This is a genomic window from Pseudomonas sp. NFACC46-3, assembly GCF_900114515.1.
Taxonomy (GTDB): domain Bacteria; phylum Pseudomonadota; class Gammaproteobacteria; order Pseudomonadales; family Pseudomonadaceae; genus Aquipseudomonas; species Aquipseudomonas fluorescens_Q.
In genome coordinates, this window is the sequence record NZ_FOTH01000001.1 from 830,808 (window position 1) to 853,301 (window position 22,494).

Genomic DNA, 22,494 nt, shown 5'->3' on the forward strand with positions numbered 1-22,494 from the left:
ACCTTGCCGGGGGGCTATCTAAATTGCGTAACGCCCCATAACGTAGATCGCCTTTGACTTTTACGTGCCCCGTCGCCCATGAGCAAATCGACCCGAACCGATGACGAACAGCCCCTGACCCGACCCGACGCCGTCAGCCTGCGCGTGGCCTTCTGGTTCTGGCTCAAACTAGGCTTCATCAGCTTCGGCGGCCCTGCGGGGCAGATCTCGATCATGCACCAGGAGTTGGTGGAGCGCCGACGCTGGATTTCCGAACGACGATTCCTGCATGCCCTCAATTACTGCATGTTGCTGCCGGGGCCAGAAGCCCAGCAACTGGCCACCTACCTGGGCTGGCTGATGCACCGCGGTTGGGGCGGGATCATCGCCGGGGCATTGTTCGTACTGCCTTCACTGTTCATCCTCATCACCTTGTCCTGGTTGTATGTCGCCTTTGGCGAAGTGCCGGTGGTGGCGGGCATTTTCTACGGCATCAAGCCAGCGGTAACGGCAATCGTGGCGCATGCCGCCCACCGGATCGGCTCCCGCGCACTCAAGAACAATTGGCTGTGGGCGATCGCTGCGGCGTCGTTCACCGCAATATTCGCCTTCAACGTGCCCTTCCCGCTGATCGTGCTGGGTGCCGCCGTCATCGGTTACCTGGGGGGTCGCTGGGTACCGGAAAAATTCAGCCTGGGCGGCCACGATGACAAGCACCAATCCTTCGGCCCGGCATTGATCGACGATGACACCCCGCCCCCGGAGCACGTCCGGTTCAGCGCTTTCAGGCTCGCCCGGCTGTCGATCATCGGTGCCCTGCTGTGGGCGTTGCCAATGGGCCTGCTGACCGCGGTGTTCGGCTGGGAAGGCACGCTGACGCAAATGGCCTGGTTTTTCACCAAGGCTGCATTGTTGACGTTCGGCGGTGCCTATGCGGTTTTACCCTACGTGTACCAGGGTGCCGTCGGCCACTTCGGCTGGCTGACACCGACACAAATGATCGACGGCCTGGCCCTGGGCGAAACCACGCCCGGGCCGCTGATCATGGTCGTGGCCTTCGTCGGTTTCGTCGGAGGCTACGTGATGCAGGTGTTCGGTCCCGAACAGGCGTTTCTCGCCGGGGCCGTCGCGGCCACGCTGGTGACCTGGTTCACGTTCCTGCCCTCATTCCTGTTCATCCTGGCCGGCGGCCCGTTGGTGGAGTCGACGCACAACGCGCTGAAATTCACCGCGCCGCTGACTGCGATCACCGCGGCGGTGGTCGGGGTGATCCTCAACCTGGCGTGCTTCTTCGGTTACCACGTACTCTGGCCCAATGGTTTTGCAGGTACCCTGGACTGGCCGTCGGCAATCATCGCAATCGCAGCGGCCGTTGCGCTGTTTCGCTACAAGCTGGGGGTGATCCAGGTGTTGATCGCGTGCGGGCTGGCTGGGCTGGCGGTGCACTTGCTGCGCTAGACGAGACGTTTGCCCAGGTAGGTCGCCGAAGCCGGGCACAAGGTTTTGAATTGGGCCGTCGCACCGATCGAAGCAGGCGCCAGCGATCGGTCCCGCGCCTGATAGCCCTGGCTGGTAAAAAACGCGGCGGCACTGTCAGTCAGCAGATGGAGCTGCTCTACACCCTCACGTTTTGCAAACGCCTCGATAGCGGCCAACACCGCCGCGCCAACGCCCTTCCCCCGCTGCCCCTCGAGGACAACCAGCGAGCGCAGCAACCGGTCAGCCCCCTCCCCCTCGATGCCACCAAACGCCACAACAACATCTTGGTCGCTGAAGCTGAAGAACTGTCGACCGGGATACGCCAGATCGTCGATGGGTAGACCGGCCAGGGTGAGCGCATCGCGCAAAGGTCCCAGGTCGTTGTTGCTCAGTATTCTCATGTGCATGACTTGCTCCTCGTAAATTGTTCCGGTGATCGTCATCGCACCGAAACTCAACAACACACCACCCCATGACCCAGCGCAAATGACCCCCCAGCCCATCAGCTAAGCTCAACCTATCATCACGACAGGGAATCGACATGAGCAAGGCAGACGAGCTAGCGGCCAAACTGAGGAAAACCCAGCAAACCCGCGCGGATACCGACAATTGCGCCGACCTGGCGATCGAACACTGGCCCGCCCAGGTCTACGAACTGTATCGCCAGATCGAAATCTGGCTGGCGCCCGTGTGCGAGGCCGGCCTGGACATTCGGCGCAACCCCACCCATGTATTTGAAAGTCATTCCAGCGGTTCGACGTACAGCTACGCCATCGATCAACTGGTGATCGAAGGCAATCATCACCGCATTTCATTCGACCCCATTGCACGTTTCTCGTCCAAGGGAGAGGGATGTATTGAAGTTCATATGAAGGGGCAGGAACACTGCATCGTACGCAAACTTGGCGAACATGGTGAATCGCTCTGGCATATCCAGGCACTGCGCCTGAGCGAACAACCGCGTCCAGAACCCGCCATGCTGGACGAGGACACCTTGCTCGCGCTGGTAGAGCAAGGCCTGGGGCTTTAACGCAAATGGGCGACCCTTGAGGTCGCCCTTTCAACGGTCTTTGGCTTTGCGTCCGCGCGAGGTCCCCTTCACAGGCACGCTGTTGCCATATTCCGCCCCAGGTCGTCAGCGCCTCCATCGTCGGCCCAAGCCCTCGGGTCTTTGCGTGATTTCGTATTCCACCCGCGGCGGCACTTCTGCGAACACAGCGCGAGACACCAGGCCATCTCTTTCCAGTTCGCGAAGTTGCGCCGTCAACATGTATTGCGTGATGCCGGGAATGGCCTTTCGCAGTTCCCCAAAGCGGTAGATCCGTTGATTGAGCAGGCTGCGGTTGAACGAAGCAAAACGCTTGATGCTCAATGAGCACGTGGACGTGGCGAGTGCGGCCTTCAAGGTGGGCTATGAAAGCCCTTCCCAGTTCAGCCGCGAATACGCCCGTTTGTTTGGTGTGCCGCCCAAGCGGGACATTGCGGCGTTGCGTGGGCCGGCCAACCACACCAAGGTGGTTTGATAGATTCAGGTTTGACTTATTGTGGCCTGACTCATTGTGGCGAGGGAGCTTGCTCCCGCTGGGCTGCGTAGCAGCCCCTTTTGTGAGCGCTTCGCACTCAAGCGGGAGCAAGCTCCCTCGCCACAAGAGCCAAATTTCAACCGTCAGATAGCAGCAACATCCTTCGACGTTTTCAGAACGCTCATCGGCTTTTCAGCCCTCTGCGCCAACGTCACACACTTCAACGCCAGAATCATCGTCGGATCAACCAGCGCCACCCTGTGCCCATTGATATCGAACGCATCGCAATGCGCCAGCACCAGCGGCAACTCCGTACATCCCAGGATCAACACCCCGGCCCCCAGCTCGCACAGATGCTCGGCCGCCAGCAACAGTTGCTCCTTGCAGAGCCCTTGTGTGAAGCCAGCCTTGATACCCCGCGGTCCGTAGATGGCGTCCATGACCATCGCCTGGTAATCGACACCTGGCGTGAGGACCTGGAGCCCGGCATGGCGCGCCGCCTGGTGATAGACCTGGCTCTGCACCGTACCGGAAGTCGCCAGCAGGCCAATCGCCTTGCCCGAACCATAGGTCCGCGCGATCCACTCCACCGTCTCACTCAACATGTTCACGATAGGCACCCTCAGGTGGGCCTGGATCCGCTCGACGAAGGCATGGGCGGTGTTGCAGGGAATCGCAATGGCATTGGCGCCAGCACTTTCGAGGCGTTTGCAGGTGGCATACATCGCCATCGTCGGGTCGGTTTCATCACGCAGCAGGCTGGCCGTCCGATCCGGTATCTGCGGGTTTTGCTCGACCACCATCTTGATGTGGTCCTGGTCCTTTCCCGCCGGGGTATTGGCCACCACCTTGGCCATGAAATCCACTGTGGCGGCAGGCCCGACACCTCCCACGATGCCCAGCTTGAAAGGTGGGCGCCTGGGCTGCTGGTCCAGTGTCGCGAAGTCGGCGTAGATCTCATTGATGTCCAGCACGGTGATCCCGCGACGCTGCAAATCGGCACAAACCAGGGACAGCTCGGTCATGCCGGGCAGCATCACCGTCGCACCCTGGGTCTGCAATGAGAGACACGCCCGATAGACCGCCTCAAGCGGCACGCCTTCGAGATGACCGTCCTTGATGCCGTTGAGGCCGTACATCGCCTCCATCAACCCCACTTGAGCGTCTGCGTCGGGGTAAACAATCCGGAAGTCTTTCCCAAAATATCGCTCGAACAATCCGCAATGGCGCACGAAGTCGGAGGCGATCACCCCCAACGTCGCCTGGGGCGGCACCGTGTGGCTGACGTGCCGGGTCAAGGCGGCCATCATGTCCAGCACGGGAATGCCCAGTTCCTCCTCGATTTCAGCGCGAAAGGTATGACTGGCGAAGCATGGGAGCATCACCGCATCGAAGCCACTGTCCTCGAACGACTTGCACACCTGGAACACATAAAACTTGCGCGACGTCATGCTCGCGCCCTGGTCCAGCGGCAGCAGCACGTCCTTGAACGGGTGCTGTTCGAACAGGAAATGGTAGCGCCCCTGATCCTCGAGCACCGCCCGGGACTTGACCAACTTGAAGAACAGATCGCCCCCGGCCAGAGACCCAAGCCCACCGACGATGCCCAACTTGCGCACCACAGAAGCCTTGTGACTCGACTTCGCTTTAGCCTTCATGAACGTATCCTCAAGCCACCGGCACCGGCTCGGATCGCGACCGAACCGGGGCACCTGCGCCCTCGTCCTCGTCGGCCTCTTCGTGGGGTTCGGACTTGGCGACAACCGCCGTCGCAATGCTGTTACCCACCACGTTGGTGGCGGTACGGGCCATGTCGAGGAACTGGTCGATGCCGATGATCAACAGCAGCCCCGCCTCGGGAAGATTGAACATCGGCAACGTGGCCGCGACCACAACCACCGAAGCCCGCGCGACACCGGCCATGCCCTTGCTGGTGACCATCAGCGTCAGAAGAATCAGCAACTGCTGCGTGAAACTCAAATCAATGTTGTAGGCCTGGGCGATAAACAGGATGGCGAACGCCTGATACATCATGGAACCGTCGAGGTTGAACGAGTAACCGAGGGGCAACACGAAACTGGACACGCGTTTGGGCGCACCAAATTTCTCCAGTGCCTCGATGGTCTTCGGGTAGGCGGACTCGCTGCTGGCGGTGGAAAAGGCCAGGAGAATCGGTTCGCGGATGAGCTTGCCGAGGTGGAAAACCGAGCGACCAAGGAACAGGTAACCGGCACCGAACAGCAGCGCCCAGAGAATCAGGATTCCCAGGTAGAACTCAGCAATCAGCTTGCCGTAATCCACCAGCAGGCCAAGCCCCTGGGTGGTAATGGCCGAGGCGATCGCGGCAAACACCCCAATCGGCGCAAACGCCATCACGTAGTCGGTGATCTTGAACATCACCTTCGCCAGTTCTTCGATGCAATCGGTGATCCGGGTGTAACCCGCCCGTTTCACGCCGGCCAGTGCAAAGCCGAAGAACAGCGAGAACACCACGATCTGCAGGATCTCGTTGTTGGCCATCGCTTCGGCAATGCTGCGCGGAAACACATGACCGATGAACGCCTTGAGACTGAAGTCGCCGGTGTTGACCGGCACGGCCGCCGTTGCGTGCTGGGCCACGTCCATGTTCAGCCCGGCACCGGGTTGAAACAGGTTGACCAGCCCCATGCCGATCAGCAGCGAGACGACCGAGGCGGTGACAAACCAGGCCATCGCCCGGGCCCCGATCCTGCCGACGGAACGGGAACTACCCATGCTAGCGATACCCCCGACCAGCGTCGCAAAAACCAGCGGCGCGATGATCATCTTGATCATGCGCAGGAAAATATCAGTAACCATCGAGAAGTAACTGGCGATCTCTTTGGCACTTTGCTCGCTCCCTGCGAAATAGTGACACGCCCAACCAACAAGTACGCCCAGGGCAATGCCCATGGCAATTCGACGTGGGAGCTTATTCTTCTTCACGGAGCTGTCCTCAAGTAGTTCTTGGAGTTTTTTTACTTGGCAGGATCGATTCTAAGGAGCCGATTCGCAGAGATGATGAGTAATCCAGCTAACCCCATGCGCTTTTGGAATAGTTAGCGAAAGGCCGCGCTATGCCGGGAGATTGCGCAGTAAAATCGCGCTCTCACAGGGGGAGTTTCTCGATATGCAACTCAAATGGCTGGATGATCTTCAGGCGATTGGCGAATGGAAAAACTTCTCCCGCGCCGCCGAGGTTCGTTGCGTGACACAATCGGCCTTGTCCCGGCGTATCCGCTCACTCGAGGAATGGGTGGGCGTCAAGCTGGTGGACCGGGGCACCTACCCTGTCCAGCTCACCCCCGCGGGAGTCACCTTCTGCGATGAAAGCCGAGAGGCCCTCGCCGGACTACTGAGGTTGCGCTCGACACTGCGCGACGTGGAACGAATGCCCGGACGCTCGATCCAGATCACCGCCGGCCACAGCCTGTCGATGACCTTCCTGCCCAAGTGGCTCTCGCAGTTCCAGCAACACAACGAACAGTTCAACGCCCGGGTGGTGGCCGCCAATATTCATGACGCCGTCATTGCACTGGAGGAAGGCAGTTGCGACTTGATGATGGTCTATCACCATCCGCTTGCCCCCATCCTGCTGGACCCCGAGCGTTTTGGCAGCCTGGTGCTCGGCCACGATGCGTTCATCCCCTTGTGCGCGCCCAACCGCAAGGGCGAACCGCTGTTCCGCCTGCCCGGCCGCGCCGGCAAACCGGTGCCTTACCTGGCCTACACGGCAACGACGTTCCTGGGGCGCGTCGCGGACATCGTCATCAACAACGGCCCTGAACCGATCACCCTGGAACGCTGTTATGAAGCGGACATGGCGATGCTACTGATGCGCATGGCCATCGAGGGCTACGGCGTGGCCTGGCTGCCGCAGAGTGCAGTGGCCGACGAGTTGGAGCGTGGACTGTTGGTGCGAGCCGGTAGCGAGCAATGGAGCACGCGATTGGAGATTCGCTCGTACTGTGCGATTGCCAATCGCAACCCAACGATGCGTAAGCTGTGGAAAACCCTGGAAGGCGCTTCGCTGCAGCGGCCGGGCAACGCACCCACTACGTCAGAAGGTGCGAACTGATCGGTGGAGGCTACGCGTTCAAGCCGATCCAGCCGTGGATGCCCACGTAGAGACCGACGCCGATGATCAATACACTGGACAAGTAAGGTGCCCGGCGAGCAACGGTGCCCAGCCAAGGCCAGCGATTGGAAGCCTGTCGTGCACCAATGGCCGCCGCAGCCCCCACGGTCACCAAGGTAATCGCCAGGCCGATGCTGAAGCACAGGACGAGCAGGCCACCCAGCGCGACCTCTTTGACTTGCAAGCACAGCAGCAGCACGGTAATGGCCGCGGGGCAAGGAATGAGCCCGCCCGTCAGGCCGAACACGATGATCTGGCCGGTGGTGACCTGCCGATTGTTGAAGCGCTTACGGATATCGTTGGCATGTGCCTGCTCGTGGGCATCCTGATAGCCCTCCAGCGACAGCGCCAGGCCTTTGGGTTCGGGATGCCCGTGGTCATGTTCATGGTGGTGGTGATCGTGATCGTGATCGTGATCGTGATCGTGATCGTGATGATGGTGGTCATGTGCCTGCTCGAACCTGAACATCCGCTCGCCACGCCAGGTACGCCACAGCATCCACAGCGCGATGGCAACGATCAGCGCAGCGGATGCCAGTTGGAAATACGGCTCGGTGGTTTCAGCGTCCAACCCCTGGCCCAGGTACATGCCGCCGAGGGCGACCAGCCACACCACGACGGTGTGGGACAGCGTCGCCGCCAGGCCTAGCAACACTGCCTGTTTGACCGAGCCCCGAATCGCCACGATAAACGCCGCCATCATGGTTTTCGAATGACCAGGCTCCAGGCCATGCAAGGCGCCCAGCAAGATAGCGCTGGGGAAATACAGCCAGGCATGCGTGCCCCCCTGTTGCAGCAGTTCAGCAAAATTGGGCATGTCGGGCCTAGAGGTACTTGGTGATTTGTTTGAAGGCTTCCAGCGGCGCGCGCTCGCCTTTATTCAACGACGAAACGGTGTCCTCCAGGCAGTGATCGATGTGATCCTGGATCAACGTCCGCTTGGCTTGGCACACCGCTTTCTCCACCGCATGCAACTGCTGGGCGATATCGACGCACTCACGGCCCTCTTCGATCATCGTGATAATGCTGCGCAAATGACCGTCCGCGCGCTTGAGACGCTTGATGATCGCCGCATGGCTTTGGTGGGGATGTTCGTGGTCGTGCTCAGTCATGGTTTGAGCCTTGGGTTTCGATGAATTTACGCTCGCCATCCTATCCCCCCAGGGGGGATATAAGCAAACCCATCGAAACGCAGATCAACCTGTGCGAGCTTGCTCGCGATGACGGCATCACATCCAAACCTTTTTTCATTGGGCGATCTCAGGATTAATTGAAAAAATCCCAGGCATTAGGGCTTCCACACCCTCCGCTGAATCTGCAGCGACGGAGAAAACTTAGCGCACGGGGTGATGGGGTGGATAGTCATCGAGGAGCGACACGTGTTGAGGGAAATTTCCGATGGGGGTGTCCGGCGATGGATTGGGCTGCGCAGCTAGGGGCGACAAGGACAAATCTCGAAACGAATGAGCGCCCAACGGCCTTCACCCGAGCCACAACATAGGCCACGCCTGCGGGATGGGCTATAATCCGCCCACCAGCGCGATTTGAGGTCCAGCCCATGGGCAATGTCAGCCTTGAAACCAAAAAGGCCTATGCCGCCAGGACGCGTAGATCCAACTACGCGGCCAGCCTCCGCCTGGAAGGTTTTAAAACGACCTTCGCGGACGGCGAACGCAAAATGCCGACGCGTGAAGAGGTCTTGAAGGCCTTCACCCAGACCAGAACCTGATGGCTGACAAATATGGAGTCGGCGAGGACGCTTATTGCTATCCCGGCTCCACGGTCCTTCGCAACAAACTCGATATCCGTGACGAACCGACCCTAAGCGAAGCCGAACAACAGCTCTCGGCCATCGCAGCGGACAACGTCGAATTCAGCCCTCCTCCCTACAGCCTGGCCTACCTTCAGAACATTCATCGAATCCTCTTTTCGGACCTGTTCGAATGGGCCGGAGAGCTGCGCACCGTTGGCATGTCCAAACAAGCCACCCGCTTTTGCCAACCCCAGTACATGCAAGCGGAAGCCAACAAGATCTTCATGCACATGGCGGCGGCCAACTGGTTCGAGGGCATGGAGCGGGCTGAGCTGATCGTCGCCGTTGCAGAGGCCTATTCCGACATCAACGTCGTACACCCCTTCCGCGAAGGCAACGGTCGTGCGCAACGCATCCTGTTTGAACACCTCATCATGAATGCCGGGTTTGAAATCAGTTGGTGGGGGATTGAGAAGGACGAGTGGATCTTTGCCAACATTGCGGCTTATAACGGCGTCATGGGGCCTATGGAGCAGGTTTTTGAGAAATGTATCGGGCAGGCGATTCAAGCTTGACCGTACAACGTTATTCCCTCGCTCACCGCCTTACGGTTTATTTCGCCAAGTGATACAGTCGCCGTCAATTAACGTCTGCTAAAGAACTGACAATGTACAGGACGAGATCTTTCCCACCCAACAAAAAAGGTCGCGACTTTGTGGTGGGCGACATCCACGGGCATTTCAAACTTCTAACAGCAGCCTTGAACAAACTAGCCTTCAACACTGAGCTGGATCGCATCTTTTCCGTGGGAGACCTTATCGACCGCGGCCCCGATTCCATGGACGTATTGAACTGGCTTGAAAAGCCGTGGTTCCATGCCGTGCGCGGCAATCATGAGCAGATGCTTATTGACTGCATCTCCGGCCATGGTGACATACCCCGACATATCCGAAACGGTGGTGCCTGGCTCTACGAGTTACAACTAACCGTCCAGCATGAGCTTTTAAAAGCTTTGCAAGCACTTCCATTGATTATTGAAATCAAATCAGCAAACGATCAAACAATTGGAATAGTCCATGCCGAAGTTCCTGTCATCCGAAGTGACGATGGATGGCAGGAAGCCAAAGACGCTATCACTGGAAATTCTGGGGAGTCACATCAACGGCAAGCCTTGAAGACAGCGCTGTATGCCAGAGAAAAAATCGAGCAAAACGACCACACGCCCATTAAAGGAATAGACCGACTCTATGTTGGTCATTCAACAGTACCCAGCATTATGCGCTTGGGCAATGTCGTATATATCGACACTGGCTGCGCATTTTCCGACGGTGCATTGAGCTTGGTAGACATCCAAACCGAAACCATAATCAGCATAAGCATGGGCCAGTGAGAATGGGGCAGTCTCATTTGCTTTGATCCTCGGTGTGTGTCTGATGCCGTATCGCGCACACGGTGATCGCCTCCAAATCCTCGGCGTATTTCACACTCGACAACGCCCCCGCACCCACTGGTGAAGTCGGCGCAATATTGCTCTCCCAACACGTCCTGCCCTTCCCTGAAAAACTGTGCCATCCGTCTCGCTGATTCAGATTCCCGCCTTCGCCATCCGGCGCCTGCCAGGAACCGTGGCACAGCACGTTGCGCAACTGTGCGGCACATTGCAGGTCCCCGATCAACTGCTCGGGATTATGGACTGGCAATTCATGGTGTTTTCGCAACGCGGTGTCGTACGCAGTGATGAGTCCGCCGAGAGGATCGGACAAGGCCCGCTCATACTGACCCAACCATTTTACGCTTCCTCCAGCTCATCCTGAGCATACTTGCGTGTGGCGATCAGGGCGAAGATAGCTCGGCCCAGTACTTGCTCCAAGAAGCCATAGGTGGCAACGGTGCGACCCAACTGCTCCCAGAATTCGTCCGTGTGTCGGTGAGTTGGGTAGTCGGCCGGCAGTTTTTATTGATCGATTCGGTAACGCTTTTGGATCATTGTCTTTCCCTGCGCTGTTAGCCCAGCTCAATAGACCATGAGCCCCGCTTTTGCTGGTTACCGTAGCGCTGGAACCACCTACCATCGTAGAAGCCACTTCCTTCCTGCTGCAGTGTCGCGGTATAGAGATAGTCCTCCTCCTCAATCTCTTGCCGTATTTCGAACTGCCCCTCAGCAACTTGTCGAGCGTGATAGGTCACACGGCTACCAAACTCGTCGACATACTCGATGATCATTGCTTCCTCGCGTACCACCACCTGACAGGGATTAAGCTTTTCACGATCAACCCCATCGGTAGTGTGGTACATGCGTGAATCTGAAAAAATCATAACGAATTCCTATTTTATGGTTTGCCGGCACCGACCACTTTATCCTCAATCCATAGACAGGACACCGTCGGTGAACCCACCAAGAGGTTCGATCAGATGAGCTACTGCCTCCCGGTCACTGCTAAAGCTAGCCCTCCATCACATCTTCAAAACTTGGAAAAGCACCTCGCCAATGAGGGCATCTGGACAGCCTTCAACTGGGGGAGGCATGGGTCGCATTAAGTAAAACGCGGCACCGCCGATATACGCTTCAGCGTAGTTCGTGAGGAGTGAAAAGGGAATGAGGCGGCCCACTAGGCTCGCCGCGCTTTGTACACGAAGCATGGACCTTAGCTCCACTCGCAGGACGATACTGCAGATTCAGTGACCACCCTCATGTTGGCGCATGGAAGGTAGTCGCTCTTTTCACATGAGAGAGTAGCGAAGCATGAAAACTCTGAATAAAATTTTGATCTTAGCGTTCCTTACCCAAGTCACAGCATGCGTAAGCAAGCCTTCAAGTGCATACGACAGTGGATGGACTGAAAATACCAACGAGGACGCATATAGCAGTTGCGGGCGCTATCGATGGGATAACAAGTTCAAGGAACCTGCGGTATTACAAAATCTTGTTGCTTCAGGCGCCCTCACCAGCTCACAAGCACAGCGAGCGGAGAAGCAGGACGTACGCATCGGCGATCCAGAATGCTTAGCCTATGCTGCCTATGGTTTGAATCGAGCCCAAATTGGGTTTCAGAGGAATGAAAAAGGTCAGGTCACTGAAAAAACTGCCACCTACCTTTGCTTCAACAGTGCGCCGACCTGCTCAGGTATCCGTGTTCATTTCGCCGATGGAAAAGTCTCCCGTATCAGCACGGTGAATGAGTAGTCCATTCTGTCGTTCATGAACAGCGGGGCATCGAAGCATTGATAGGCTTCGTGCATAGGCCTGAGCAACCTGCTTGCGGTCGGAGGCTTGGCTTTCCTGATAAACTGTCGCCCCGTCCCGATTGATCCGTATCGGCGCTGTGCAGGCCGTCGAGTTGTCCTTGCCATTACGTGATGTAATCGTGCCCATTTCCAGCTGCTACAGCGCCGAAGTCGTTTGCTACATTGCAGCAAGCGACTTCAAAAACAGGGGAAAAATGGGTAGAAACCTCTGTATGAAGACCAGCATCAATGAATTCTGAAAATCCCGCACTGCCCGTAAACACTAGCGCTCCCCGTTCTGAGCCGTCCCGCCGCTTCAGTGTTGCACCCATGATGGATTGGACCGACGCCCACTGCCGTTTCTTCCTACGCATCCTCTCCAAACACGCCCTGCTCTACACCGAAATGGTCACCACCGGCGCCTTGCTCAACGGCGACCACGAACGCTTCCTGCGCCATCACCTATCCGAACACCCCCTGGCCCTGCAACTGGGCGGCAGCGTGCCGGCCGACCTGGCTGCCTGCGCCCGTATGGCCCAGGAGCACGGTTACGACGAGGTGAACCTTAACGTCGGCTGCCCCAGCGATCGGGTGCAGAACAATATGATCGGCGCGTGCCTGATGGGGCATCCGGATTTGGTGGCTGACTGTGTGAAAGCCATGCGCGATGCGGTATCAATTCCGGTGACGGTCAAGCATCGCATCGGGATCAATGGGCGGGACAGTTACGAGCAGTTGTGTGAGTTTGTCGGGACGGTGCGCGAGGCCGGGTGCACGAGTTTCACCGTGCATGCGCGGATTGCGATTCTGGAGGGGCTGTCGCCGAAGGAGAATCGCGACATCCCGCCGCTGCGTTATGACGTGGCCGCGCGGTTGAAGGCGGATTTTCCGGAGTTGGAGATTGTGCTCAATGGTGGGATCAAGACGCTGGAGGCCTGCCACGAGCATTTGCAGACGTTTGACGGTGTGATGCTGGGGCGCGAGGCGTATCACAACCCGTACCTACTGGCAGAGGTGGATCAACAGCTGTTCGGCAGCACCGCGCCGATCATCAGCCGGGCCGAGGCGCTGGCGCAGTTGCGGCCTTATATCGCCGATCATTTGGCCGCCGGTGGCGCAATGCATCACATCACCCGTCATGTGCTCGGGCTGGGTACCGGTTTTCCAGGGGCGCGGCGGTTTCGGCAGTTGTTGTCGGTGGATATCCACAAGACCAAGGATCCGCTGGCGTTGCTCGATCAGGCGGGGCAACTGCTGGAAGGGCGTTAACCGTCACTTGCTTTGAACCTGCGCGCTGTTTTGGCATCGTATCTACCGATACCGCCCCGGCCTTTCAAACAGCCGTTTTCAGGTTGTTGCCGCTGGGGCCCGTCGATACCCCTTCACGCCCTTGAGTGGCTGCCAGCCCTCGGGTAATGTCAACGGACCCATAGGACAGAGCACGCTCATGACTTCCAAGCTGGAACAACTCAAACAGTTCACCACCGTCGTGGCCGACACCGGCGACTTCGAGGCCATCGCCCGCGTCAAGCCCGTGGACGCCACCACCAACCCTTCCCTGCTGCTCAAGGCGTCGGCCATTCAAGGTTATGCCGAGCAACTGAACGCCTGCGTGGCGGACTGCAAGGGCGATGTGGGCCTGGCCAGCGACCGTTTTGCCGTGGCGGTTGGGCAAGAAATCCTGAAAGTGATCCCGGGGCGTATTTCCACTGAAGTGGACGCGCGCCTGTCGTTCGACACCGAGGCCATGTTGAAGCGTGCGCATCGCCTGATCGATCTGTACGAAAAGGCCGGCATTGGCCGCGAGCGCGTGCTGATCAAGATCGCTTCCACCTGGGAAGGTATTCGCGCCGCCGAGCAGCTGGAGCGTGAAGGCATCCAGTGCAACCTGACCCTGCTGTTCTCCTTCGCCCAGGCCGCCGCCTGCGCCGATGCCGGGGTGTTCCTGATTTCGCCGTTCGTGGGCCGTATCTACGACTGGTACAAGAAAGCCAATGGCAACGACTACACCGGCGCTGATGATCCAGGCGTGCAGTCGGTGACGCGCATCTACAACTACTACAAGGCCAATGACTACAAGACCGTGGTCATGGGCGCGAGCTTCCGCAACCTCAACCAGATCGAGCAACTGGCCGGCTGCGACCGCCTGACCGTCAGCCCGGACCTGCTGGAAAAACTCGCCGCCGACGAAGGCAAGCTGGAGCGCAAGCTGGCGCCAGGGCAAGCCGGGGAAGCGCGCTTGATCCTCAATGAAGCGCAGTTCCGCTGGTTGTCCAACGAGGACGCCATGGCGACCGAGAAACTGGCAGAAGGTATTCGTCAGTTTGCCCGGGACCAGGAGAAGCTGGAGGCGTTGCTGCAAGCCAAGCTTTGAGCTGATTCACAAAGGCATGCAAAAAGGGCGAACCTTGGTGGGTTCGCCCTTTTTTATGTGGCTTGGCCTGAGGGGAATGGCGGATCGATAAACGTTATCGCGAGCAAGCCAGGTGACTGCATTCCAATGAGGGAGCGAGCTTGCTCCGGGCGGCGTTCCGACGATGAGGCCGGTCAGCCTAAGCAAAACCCAGGGGTCAAGGCCCTTCCAGCGCATTCACCAGGTCATGGAAGGCTTCACGATTGGAATCGTTGAGCCCCATCAGGATCTTGTGGGCTTCGAGCACCTTGATCCGCACTTCTTCTTCGGACTGGTCCTGGTCAGGCAGGTCGTCCAGGCATTCCGGGCACGGCACAGGGTCGCCCACGATGTTGAACACCTGGTCGAAGCCCATCGATTGCAGTAGACGGGTAATGTCGTTGTGGGTGGTGACGACAGTCGGCAGCAGGCCGACCTTCTGCCGCGACAGGATCGACAGTTTGGCCAGCAGGCCCAATGTGGTGCTGTCGATGCTGCGGGTTTCGGTCAGGTCGATCACGATGGCGTTGAAATTCAACGAAGTGAAGATCCGCTCAATAGTCGCATCCAGCGCCGAACACAGGGTCAGGCGCACTTCACCGACAAACTTCAGGACAAAGGTGCCGTCCTGCTCGGCGAACTGGATTCTACCGGTACTCATCAAAGGTTCCTGCTCAACACTAACAGGGCGATATCATCCGGCATCTCCCCGAGCGTGGCTAATCCAAACACTTGACGCAAGCCTTCCAGGCTGCCGCCCGCTGCACTCACCCGTTCAGGCAAGGCCGCTTCTTTCTCTTTGAGTGTAGGTTCTGTCAAAAGGTCCAAAATGCCATCAGACATCAGCGTCAGGCTGAATGTCGGCGGCAATTCCAGTACGTGGTCTTCGTAGGTGGCCTCGTTGAACAGGCCTACCGGCAAACCACGCCCTTCCAGGTAACGCACACTGTCTGGTGTATACAACACAGGCAAAGGCAGGTGGCCGCCGATGCTATAGGTCAACAAACCAGTCTCCTCGTCGATGACTCCACCGACCATTGTGACGTGTTTGCCCAGCTTACAACTGATCAGGCCTCGGTTGATATGCCCAAGGACCTCAGAAGGCTTGAATTCTGGCAGAGTGCCATTACGCTTGGACTCGAACAACAGGCGCGTGGTCATGAACTTCAACAGCACCGTGACGAATGCCGAAGAAGCACCATGGCCGGAAACGTCCGCCAGATAGAACGCTACACGCCGCTCGTCGACCCGAAAATAGTCCACGAAATCGCCCGACAGGTACAACGACGGGATGATCTGGTGGGCAAAACGGAAATCGTCGACGGTCCAGGGGCTGACCGGCAGCATGTTCATCTGCACCTGGCGCCCAGCGTTCTGGTCTTCCTGCAACAGGTTCAGGCTGGCTTCCAGCTCACGGTTGGCGGTTTCCAGCTTCTCGCGGTAGCGCTGGTTTTCCACCAACAGGCGCGAGCGGTCCAAGGCCCGGCGCACCGAGTGCTCGAGCACCGCAAGGTCTTCAAGGGGCTTGATCAGGTAATCCGCCGCGCCCAGGCGCAACGCCTCGACCGCGTCGTTCATCACGCCTGCGCCCGAAACCACGATCACCGGGGTCTGCGAGGAAATCTCGGTGACCTGGCGAATGAGTTCGAGTCCGCCCATCTGCGGCATGCGCAGGTCGCAGATGACCAGGTCGGGCTTGTCTTGCTCGAATACCTGAAGACCCTGTTGGCCATTGCTGGCCTGCAGGACGCTGAAACCACTGTCTTCCAAGTAGGCTGCGAGACTGGCTCGCACCACTTCGTCATCATCGATTATCAGCAGCGTGGCACTGGTTTTTGGCATGTGGGCAAACGGCGCCAGAATTAGGTTGGCGTAGCGGGCTGGGCCGTCTGGCCTTGCACGCACTACTGGATTCGCTTTCTAGCCTCTCTGTCGTACCGGTTTCAGGCCATTGCCCTACACACAACTACACCAGAGGTGCCCTTCTAAGGCGCAGACGGTACTCCCATCCGCGGGGCGTTTCAAGCTCAGGCAGATAGCCGCTTGCCGTCTTTATTTGTCAAAGTACAGAGAGTTATAAGAACCGAGCGAAGCGTAACTCAATGGAAGGATCAAACCCGCTCAAACACGACGCCAAAGCACAGAGGCGGCCTTTTTGGCCGCCTTCGTGGTTTTAGAGGTCGGAATTAAAAATCGTCTTCGACCTGGCCATCCTTGACCTTGAATTCGCGGTTTTGCAAGTAGGCGTTGCGGATGAAGACATACTTGTCGCCGCTCACCATCTTCTCGGCCGACAACAGGCTGGCGCGGGTGTCGACGACGTTCAGGCCTCGAATAGAGTTACGCACCGAGACGTTATCGATATAACGATACGGGGCGGTGTAGTCATCGACCAGCTTGGCCGGCGCGTCACGCAGGGTACTTGGCCCCAGCAGCGGCAGCATGACATATGGCCCGCTACCCAGGCCCCAGTAGCCCAGGGTCTGGCCAAAATCTTCATCGCTGCGCTGCAGGCCCATCTGGGTGCCCACATCAAAGAAGCCCAGCAGGCCGAAGGTGGTGTTGAAGATCAACCGGGCGGTGTCGACCCCGGCAGCGGCCGGCTTGGCCTGCAGCACGTTGTTGGCCAGGTTGCCCACGTCACCGATGTTGCGGAACATGTTGTGGATGCCGTCTTCGAGGAACTGCGGCGTCACATATTGATAACCCTGAGCCAGTGGCTTGAGCGCGTAGGTATCAATGGTGTCGTTGAAGGTAAAGATCGGACGGTTGATGCTTTCCCAAGGATCTTCTTCCGTGGCGGCCTGGGCAGCGAACGGAACCAGCACGACGCTGGCAGACAAACACAGCTGAGCTAGACGATGGCTCCAGCGCATAGGGGAAAACTCCTTGGATTAATCAGGCAAGGGCGCCGAGCCCAGGCGGTAAGGTGGCTAGTATAAGGCGGAAAAGTCCTACTGGCAGCATTCAAAAAAAGAAGCTGATTCTAGGACCCTTCTGTCATCTGCTGCCTTCATTTCGCTGTCACGGGACTGTCATGGAGGGCCGTTAGGCTGCTGGTTATTTCAAGGATGTTCCCATGGCCCGCGCCGAAGCCCTGCCCCTCCCCGTCCCCAGCCTGACCGCCGTACTGTTTGGCCTGAGTGGATGCCTGGTGGATTTCGGGGCGCGCATTCGCCAGCCTGGGGCAGCACCGGTCGAGCATGCACAGCCGACGCCTGGCGCACTTGAGAGTTTGCATCACCTGCAGGACCAGGGAATTCCTTGCGCCTGGCTCGATGAACTGCCACCGGCCACCAGTCATGCCCTGGCGGCTTCATTGCCGACGTGGATCAAACCGCCGCAACTTCCAGCAACAATTAATCCTTGGCCGGCGCCTCATGCCTGTTGGCAAGCCTTGATGGCGCTGAACGTCCAGCAACTGGACGGTTGCGTGTTGGTCAGTGGCGAACCCCGGTTGTTGCAGTCAGGGCTCAACGCCGGTTTATGGACCATCGGATTGGCGTCCTGCGGCTCGCTGTGCGGCCTGGCACCCATCGAATGGCAGGCACTGAGCCAACAGCAACGGGAAACCAAGCGCGCCAAGGCCACCGTGCAATTATTTGGCCTGGGCGTGCATTCGGTGATCGATCACTTGGGTGAACTCGACACGTGCCTGGCCGACATCAGCCTGCGCCGACTCAAAGGTGAGAAGCCATGACCGGGATCATGCAGGCAGCGCGACGGTAGATTACTCTTAAGGCAGGCCATGGACTTTTGACCCAGCGTCGCGGTCCATGGCAGTGCCTATCAATAAAGGGAGTACGCCAATGCCTGCCCGCGAATTGCAAGAACAGCTCAACAAACTGCGCGAGCAATTGGAACAGAATCCACCACTTTCCGAAGTCGAGCGCGATGACCTGCACGCGCTGATGCAAAAGATCGAACTTGAGCTTGAGTTGGAAACCAAAGCGCCGGACAACAACCTCGCCGACAATGTAAACCTGGCTGTCGAGCGCTTCGAGGTGGAACACCCCACCCTTGCCGGGACCTTGCGCAACATTGTGCAAGCTTTGGGCAATATGGGGATCTAAACCCTTTAAATGCAAAAAGCCCTGCTATCAAGAGCGGGGCTTTTTAATGCAATCCATTGTGGGAGCGAGCAAGCTCCCACATTTATAGCTTCATTGGCGGACCAGGCGGTGGTTCGGCAGTTGAACGTCTTCAGTACTGCGATACGGGTTGATATCCAGCCCGCCCCGACGCACATACCGCGCGTACACCGTCAATTTCTCCGGCTTGAGCAAGCGCTGCAGGTCGAGAAAGATCCGTTCCACGCACTGCTCATGGAAATCCGAATGCTGGCGGAAGCTGACGATGTAGGCCAGCAGGCTGGCGGGATCCAGGGCCGCACCGCGATATTCCACCGCCACGCTGCCCCAGTCTGGCTGACTGGTCACCGGGCAGTTGGACTTGAGCAGATGGCTGTGCAGGCTTTGCTCGACGATGCGCGAGGCATCGCAACGCAGCAGTTCCGGGCGCGGGTGCGCGTAGGAGTCGACGCTGATGTCCAAATCGTCGATGCACGTACCGGGCAATGCCACGATACCTTCACGCTCCACATCCTTGAGGCTGCGGATCCGCACACCCACTGCTTTACCGGCAGCCGCCGACAGGTCCTGGCGCAGGGTCGCTTCCAGGCTCGCGGTATCGGCAAACGGGGTCTGGTTCAAGGAGTTGAGGTACAACTTGAAGGATTTGGACTCGATGATATTCGGCGAATCCGCCGGGATCGCGAATTCACCGATGGCCACCACCGGCTTGCCGGACGGCAGCAGCCACGACAGCTCGAAGCAGTTCCAGAAATCCACGCCCTTGTACGGCAAGGTCTCGGCCGTCAGGCCCAATTCCGCCCATTTCGCCGTGCGCGGGATCGGGAACAGCAGTGACGGCGTGTACGTGGCGATGTATTCGCTGGATTTGCCCAGCGGCGAATGTTCGGCTGCGGGATGCATGACGGAAACCTGACTGAAGAATCAGCCGATTCTATCAGCCTTTGCCGCAGCCTTTGAGTGCTTACTGACTGACTGTCAGGTCGCCCTTCATCCCCGCCTGGTAATGACCGGGGACATTGCAGGCAAATTCCAGCCGGGTAGCCTTATCGAAAGCCCAGGTCAGCTCGGCGGACTTACCCGGCTCAACCAGCACGCTGTTAGCGTCGTCGTGGCGCATCATGCCGTCTTTACCACCGTGCTCCATCGAGGCCGGATTCATCGAGGCATGGTCCATTCCCGGCTTCATCCCGGTCGGCGTCAACATGCCGCTCTGTTGCATCTTGAGCATTTCCTGCTGGTGCTGGGCATGCATCGCGGCGTTACCGAGGTTGAATTCGTGCAACAACTGGCCTTTATTGATGAGTACAAACCGCACCGTCTCGCCTGCCTTGATATCCAGCGTGCCAGGATTGAACGACATGTCGCCCATCACCACCTCGATGGTGCGACTGGCCTTGGCCGCCGGTGCGGGCTGGCCGAAATCAAAGTGCGCACCAGGAGACGCCCACAACGAGGTACTCAATACCCACGCAGAGGCGGCCAGGATCAGACGGTTTACCATCAACATATTCATACTCCGACAAGGTAAGGTTCAACTTGTCCAAGACTCTAGATCGGTGCGGCTGCCAATTGACTGACAGTTGCATTACAACTCTGTCAGGTTGTGCCACGGCGCTGGCCGCTGCGGTATAACGCCCACGTTAAAACCATGCCCTGAGCTGCCCATGAAACTGCTGATCGTCGAAGACCAAACCAAAACCGGCCAATACCTGCGCCAAGGCCTGGGCGAAGCCGGGTTCAACGCCGACCTGGTGGCCGATGGCATCACCGGCCAGCAACTGGCCTTGAGCGGTGAATACGCCCTGCTGATCCTCGACGTGATGTTGCCCGGCCGCGATGGCTGGCAGATCCTGCAAGCCGTCCGTGGCGCCGGGCTGGATACACCGGTGCTGTTTCTCACCGCGCGGGATGCGATACAGGATCGCGTACACGGCCTGGAGCTGGGCGCCGATGATTACCTGGTCAAGCCCTTTGCCTTTTCCGAGTTGCTGGCACGGGTGCGCAGCCTGTTGCGTCGAGGCAGTTCGACGCAACAGGAAACCAGCCTGCAACTGGCCGACTTGCGCCTGGACCTGATTCGCCGTCGCGTCGAACGCAGCGGCCGACGCATCGACCTCACCGCCAAGGAATTCGCCTTGCTGGAAATGCTTCTGCGCCGCCAGGGCGAAGTGCTGCCCAAATCGCTGATCGCGTCCCAAGTCTGGGACATGAATTTCGACAGCGACACCAACGTCATCGAAGTCGCGATACGACGCCTGCGAATCAAGATTGACGATGACTTCCCCAGCAAACTCATCCATACCGTGCGGGGCATGGGCTATGTGCTTGAAGAGCGCAGCCTGTGAGGGGTCGGTGGTCGCTGAGCAGTCGCCTGGCCCTGCTGTTCGCCGCCTGCACCGCGGTGGTGTCGTTGTTTGCCGGGGTGTTGTTCAGCCGCGGCAGCGAGGCGCATTTCATCGAGCTGGACCAGCAACTGCTCGAAGGCAAGCTGATCGGTCTGCGCCGGGCCCTGCAAGACCTTGACGCCGAGCAGACCCAGCGCCGCCTGGAAGATGAATTGAGCCGTCAGGCCGACCTGGCGCTGCGCATCAAGGGCAGCGACGGTGTGCGCTGGTACGACAGTTCGATCCGGATTCCGGCCCAGTTGCCGGAGCAACCCGGCCTGTCGACCCTCAGCGATGCCGACAACGATTACCGAGTGTTGAACGCGCCCTTGCACCCCAATCGAGCCGATTCGCCGCAACTGACCCTGTTGCTGGACATCACCCACCACCAGCACTTCCTGCAACGCATGCAGCGCCTGATCTGGCTGACCGTCGGGCTCTCGGCCCTGGCCACCGCCCTGCTCGGCGCCTGGGCCGCCCGGCGGGCCTTGCGCCCCTTGCGACGCATGGGCGCCATTGCCGGTAGTGTCTCGGCCCGCTCACTCAACGCCCGGCTGCCCGAAGAGCAAATGCCCGCCGAACTGGCGGAATTGGCCCACAGCATCAACGCCATGCTCGGACGCCTCGACGATGCGTTTCAGCGGCTCTCAGCGTTCTCTGCCGACATCGCCCATGAATTACGCACGCCGCTGTCGAACCTGCTGACCCACACCCAGGTCACCCTCACCCGCGAACGCCCCCTGGAGGATTACCGCGAGGCGTTGCACAGCAATCTCGAAGAACTGCAATGGATGGCGCAACTGGTCAACGACATGCTGTACCTGGCCAAGGCCGACCACGGCTTGCTGGCGCTCAATCGCGAACCGCTGCAATTGGCCGAGGAAGTGGACGTGCTGCTGGACTTCTTCGCGCCGCTGGCCGAAGACACCAACGTCCGCCTGAGCCGCGAGGGCGATGGCCGCATAGAGGGTGACCGCAACATGTTGCGCCGGGCGCTCTCCAACCTGCTGGACAACGCCCTGCGCTTCACCCCCGCTGACGGCGAAGTGCGGGTGCAGATTGTCGATGCGACTCAAGGGATGAGCGTCAGTGTGGAGAACAGTGGCGAAGGAATTGCAGCGGACTTGCTGCCGCGCCTGTTCGACCGCTTCTACCGCGCCGACCCGGCTCGCCAGGAGGGCAGCAGCGAACACGCGGGGCTCGGACTGGCCATCACCCGCTCAATTATCCGCGCCCATGGCGGGCAGATCCGCTGTGAATCGACCGATGGCTGGACGCGGTTCCTGATTGAGCTACCGAAGGCCAGCCAGCCCTGACACAAAACCCTGTGGCGAGGGAGCTTGCTCCCGCGGGAGTGCGAAGCGCTCCCAAAAATCTGAAAGCCCGCACATCATTTTGCATAAGCCGCCGCTTTGGGGCTGCTGCGCAGCCCAGCGGGAGCAAGCTCCCTCGCCACAAAAGCATCCCGGTCGACCAACCGATTTGCTCTTGAAACTGACACCGATCCGA

The 22,494-nt window shown here is 58.9% G+C and carries 25 protein-coding genes and 2 pseudogenes; 14 read left to right on the top strand and 13 right to left on the bottom strand.

Going from position 1 to position 22,494, the window contains the following annotated elements; all coding sequences use genetic code 11:
* The first annotated feature begins 78 nt into the window (after positions 1-78).
* Entirely contained in the window at positions 79-1,437 is a 1,359-nt protein-coding gene (gene chrA / locus BM300_RS03495) for a chromate efflux transporter (RefSeq protein WP_092412692.1), read from the top strand.
* Here chrA and arsN2 read toward each other — a convergent pair.
* Entirely contained in the window at positions 1,434-1,901 is a 468-nt protein-coding gene (arsN2, locus tag BM300_RS03500; RefSeq protein WP_256571493.1) for an arsenic resistance N-acetyltransferase ArsN2, read from the bottom strand. The two genes, chrA and arsN2, sit on opposite strands and share 4 nt — an antisense overlap.
* Positions 1,902-1,999: 98 nt before the next feature.
* Between arsN2 and BM300_RS03505 the strand changes: the two genes are divergently transcribed.
* The gene (locus BM300_RS03505; RefSeq protein ID WP_092145379.1) at positions 2,000-2,488 is read left to right on the top strand and encodes a hypothetical protein; all 489 of its coding nucleotides are present in this window, start codon (positions 2,000-2,002) and stop codon (positions 2,486-2,488) included.
* 30 nt (positions 2,489-2,518) lie between these two features.
* Here BM300_RS03505 and BM300_RS31515 read toward each other — a convergent pair.
* A pseudogene (locus BM300_RS31515) lies at positions 2,519-2,830 on the bottom strand (winged helix-turn-helix transcriptional regulator).
* On the opposite strand from BM300_RS31515, the pseudogene BM300_RS03515 reads away from it, so the two are divergent.
* A pseudogene (locus BM300_RS03515) lies at positions 2,796-2,981 on the top strand (helix-turn-helix domain-containing protein); the annotation flags it as partial. The pseudogenes BM300_RS31515 and BM300_RS03515 sit on opposite strands and share 35 nt — an antisense overlap.
* Before the next feature lie 143 nt (positions 2,982-3,124).
* Here the strand turns inward: BM300_RS03515 and BM300_RS03520 are convergent.
* On the bottom strand, positions 3,125-4,639 hold the full coding sequence (locus BM300_RS03520; protein WP_092412694.1) for a cysteate racemase: 1,515 nt from the start codon (positions 4,637-4,639) through the stop codon (positions 3,125-3,127).
* A gap of 10 nt (positions 4,640-4,649) precedes the next feature.
* Complete coding sequence (locus BM300_RS03525; protein WP_092412696.1) at positions 4,650-5,945, bottom strand: dicarboxylate/amino acid:cation symporter; 1,296 nt, start codon at positions 5,943-5,945, stop codon at positions 4,650-4,652.
* Positions 5,946-6,129: 184 nt separating this feature from the next.
* Here BM300_RS03525 and BM300_RS03530 point away from each other — a divergent pair, with 184 nt between their 5' ends.
* Positions 6,130-7,077, top strand: coding sequence for a LysR substrate-binding domain-containing protein (locus BM300_RS03530; protein ID WP_092412698.1), 948 nt, complete (start codon positions 6,130-6,132; stop codon positions 7,075-7,077).
* A gap of 10 nt (positions 7,078-7,087) precedes the next feature.
* Here BM300_RS03530 and BM300_RS03535 read toward each other — a convergent pair whose 3' ends face one another.
* A complete protein-coding gene (locus BM300_RS03535; protein ID WP_092462015.1) occupies positions 7,088-7,954 on the bottom strand; it encodes a nickel/cobalt efflux protein RcnA in 867 nt (288 codons plus the stop codon).
* A gap of 7 nt (positions 7,955-7,961) precedes the next feature.
* On the bottom strand, positions 7,962-8,249 hold the full coding sequence (locus BM300_RS03540) for a metal-sensing transcriptional repressor (RefSeq protein ID WP_053183374.1): 288 nt from the start codon (positions 8,247-8,249) through the stop codon (positions 7,962-7,964).
* Positions 8,250-8,695: 446 nt separating this feature from the next.
* On the opposite strand from BM300_RS03540, the gene BM300_RS03545 reads away from it, so the two are divergent.
* The 3 genes from BM300_RS03545 (at position 8,696) to BM300_RS03555 (ending at position 10,280) form a co-directional block, all read left to right on the top strand.
* Entirely contained in the window at positions 8,696-8,866 is a 171-nt protein-coding gene (locus BM300_RS03545; RefSeq protein WP_003199786.1) for a YhfG family protein, read from the top strand.
* Positions 8,866-9,465, top strand: a complete 600-nt coding sequence (locus tag BM300_RS03550; protein WP_092223851.1) for a putative adenosine monophosphate-protein transferase Fic — start codon at positions 8,866-8,868, stop codon at positions 9,463-9,465. Before BM300_RS03545 ends, BM300_RS03550 begins: the two co-directional genes overlap by 1 nt.
* A 92-nt stretch (positions 9,466-9,557) precedes the next feature.
* On the top strand, positions 9,558-10,280 hold the full coding sequence (locus BM300_RS03555) for a metallophosphoesterase (RefSeq protein WP_092462017.1): 723 nt from the start codon (positions 9,558-9,560) through the stop codon (positions 10,278-10,280).
* A 13-nt stretch (positions 10,281-10,293) separates the two neighbouring features.
* Here the strand turns inward: BM300_RS03555 and BM300_RS30960 are convergent, their stop codons facing one another.
* Positions 10,294-10,653: a hypothetical protein gene (locus BM300_RS30960; RefSeq protein WP_170862006.1), complete on the bottom strand. Its 360-nt coding sequence runs from the start codon at positions 10,651-10,653 to the stop codon at positions 10,294-10,296.
* Positions 10,654-10,894: 241 nt separating this feature from the next.
* A complete protein-coding gene (locus BM300_RS03565; protein WP_092145360.1) occupies positions 10,895-11,206 on the bottom strand; it encodes a hypothetical protein in 312 nt (103 codons plus the stop codon).
* A 427-nt stretch (positions 11,207-11,633) separates the two neighbouring features.
* Here BM300_RS03565 and BM300_RS29875 point away from each other — a divergent pair, with 427 nt between their 5' ends.
* The 3 genes from BM300_RS29875 to tal all read left to right on the top strand — a co-directional run bounded on the left by BM300_RS29875 (position 11,634) and on the right by tal (position 14,489).
* Positions 11,634-12,074 carry a hypothetical protein gene (locus BM300_RS29875; protein WP_139232330.1) on the top strand — a complete coding sequence of 147 codons (441 nt, stop codon included), beginning with the start codon at positions 11,634-11,636 and terminating at the stop codon, positions 12,072-12,074.
* Positions 12,075-12,364: 290 nt separating this feature from the next.
* Complete coding sequence (dusA, locus tag BM300_RS03580; RefSeq protein ID WP_092462019.1) at positions 12,365-13,384, top strand: tRNA dihydrouridine(20/20a) synthase DusA; 1,020 nt, start codon at positions 12,365-12,367, stop codon at positions 13,382-13,384.
* A gap of 178 nt (positions 13,385-13,562) precedes the next feature.
* Positions 13,563-14,489, top strand: coding sequence for a transaldolase (tal, locus tag BM300_RS03585; protein WP_003199698.1), 927 nt, complete (start codon positions 13,563-13,565; stop codon positions 14,487-14,489).
* A 196-nt stretch (positions 14,490-14,685) separates the two neighbouring features.
* On the opposite strand, the gene rssC is transcribed toward tal, so the two are convergent.
* The 3 genes from rssC to BM300_RS03600 form a co-directional block, all read right to left on the bottom strand.
* A complete protein-coding gene (gene rssC, locus BM300_RS03590) occupies positions 14,686-15,168 on the bottom strand; it encodes an anti-sigma factor antagonist RssC (RefSeq protein ID WP_028237685.1) in 483 nt (160 codons plus the stop codon).
* Positions 15,168-16,349, bottom strand: coding sequence for a two-component system response regulator RssB (gene rssB / locus BM300_RS03595; RefSeq protein WP_053120765.1), 1,182 nt, complete (start codon positions 16,347-16,349; stop codon positions 15,168-15,170). Before rssB ends, rssC begins: the two co-directional genes overlap by 1 nt.
* 344 nt (positions 16,350-16,693) lie before the next feature.
* A complete protein-coding gene (locus BM300_RS03600; RefSeq protein WP_092344347.1) occupies positions 16,694-17,383 on the bottom strand; it encodes an MlaA family lipoprotein in 690 nt (229 codons plus the stop codon).
* Between the two features lie 203 nt (positions 17,384-17,586).
* Here BM300_RS03600 and BM300_RS03605 point away from each other — a divergent pair, with 203 nt between their 5' ends.
* Together BM300_RS03605 and BM300_RS03610 are read left to right on the top strand one after the other, a co-directional pair.
* The gene (locus tag BM300_RS03605; protein WP_063322164.1) at positions 17,587-18,207 is read left to right on the top strand and encodes an HAD superfamily inactivated hydrolase PcrP; all 621 of its coding nucleotides are present in this window, start codon (positions 17,587-17,589) and stop codon (positions 18,205-18,207) included.
* Positions 18,208-18,316: 109 nt separating this feature from the next.
* Entirely contained in the window at positions 18,317-18,580 is a 264-nt protein-coding gene (locus BM300_RS03610; RefSeq protein ID WP_018609983.1) for a DUF4404 family protein, read from the top strand.
* Positions 18,581-18,670: 90 nt separating this feature from the next.
* Here BM300_RS03610 and queF read toward each other — a convergent pair whose 3' ends face one another.
* Both queF and BM300_RS03620 read right to left on the bottom strand, forming a co-directional pair.
* The gene (gene queF, locus BM300_RS03615; protein WP_013692631.1) at positions 18,671-19,501 is read right to left on the bottom strand and encodes an NADPH-dependent 7-cyano-7-deazaguanine reductase QueF; all 831 of its coding nucleotides are present in this window, start codon (positions 19,499-19,501) and stop codon (positions 18,671-18,673) included.
* A 61-nt stretch (positions 19,502-19,562) separates the two neighbouring features.
* Entirely contained in the window at positions 19,563-20,108 is a 546-nt protein-coding gene (locus tag BM300_RS03620; RefSeq protein ID WP_092344345.1) for a copper-resistant cuproprotein CopI, read from the bottom strand.
* Between the two features lie 157 nt (positions 20,109-20,265).
* Between BM300_RS03620 and BM300_RS03625 the strand changes: the two genes are divergently transcribed.
* On the top strand, positions 20,266-20,946 hold the full coding sequence (locus tag BM300_RS03625) for a heavy metal response regulator transcription factor (RefSeq protein ID WP_063322168.1): 681 nt from the start codon (positions 20,266-20,268) through the stop codon (positions 20,944-20,946).
* On the top strand, positions 20,943-22,301 hold the full coding sequence (locus tag BM300_RS03630) for a heavy metal sensor histidine kinase (RefSeq protein WP_092145346.1): 1,359 nt from the start codon (positions 20,943-20,945) through the stop codon (positions 22,299-22,301). The genes BM300_RS03625 and BM300_RS03630 overlap by 4 nt, the downstream gene beginning before the upstream one ends.
* Positions 22,302-22,494 lie beyond the last annotated feature (193 nt).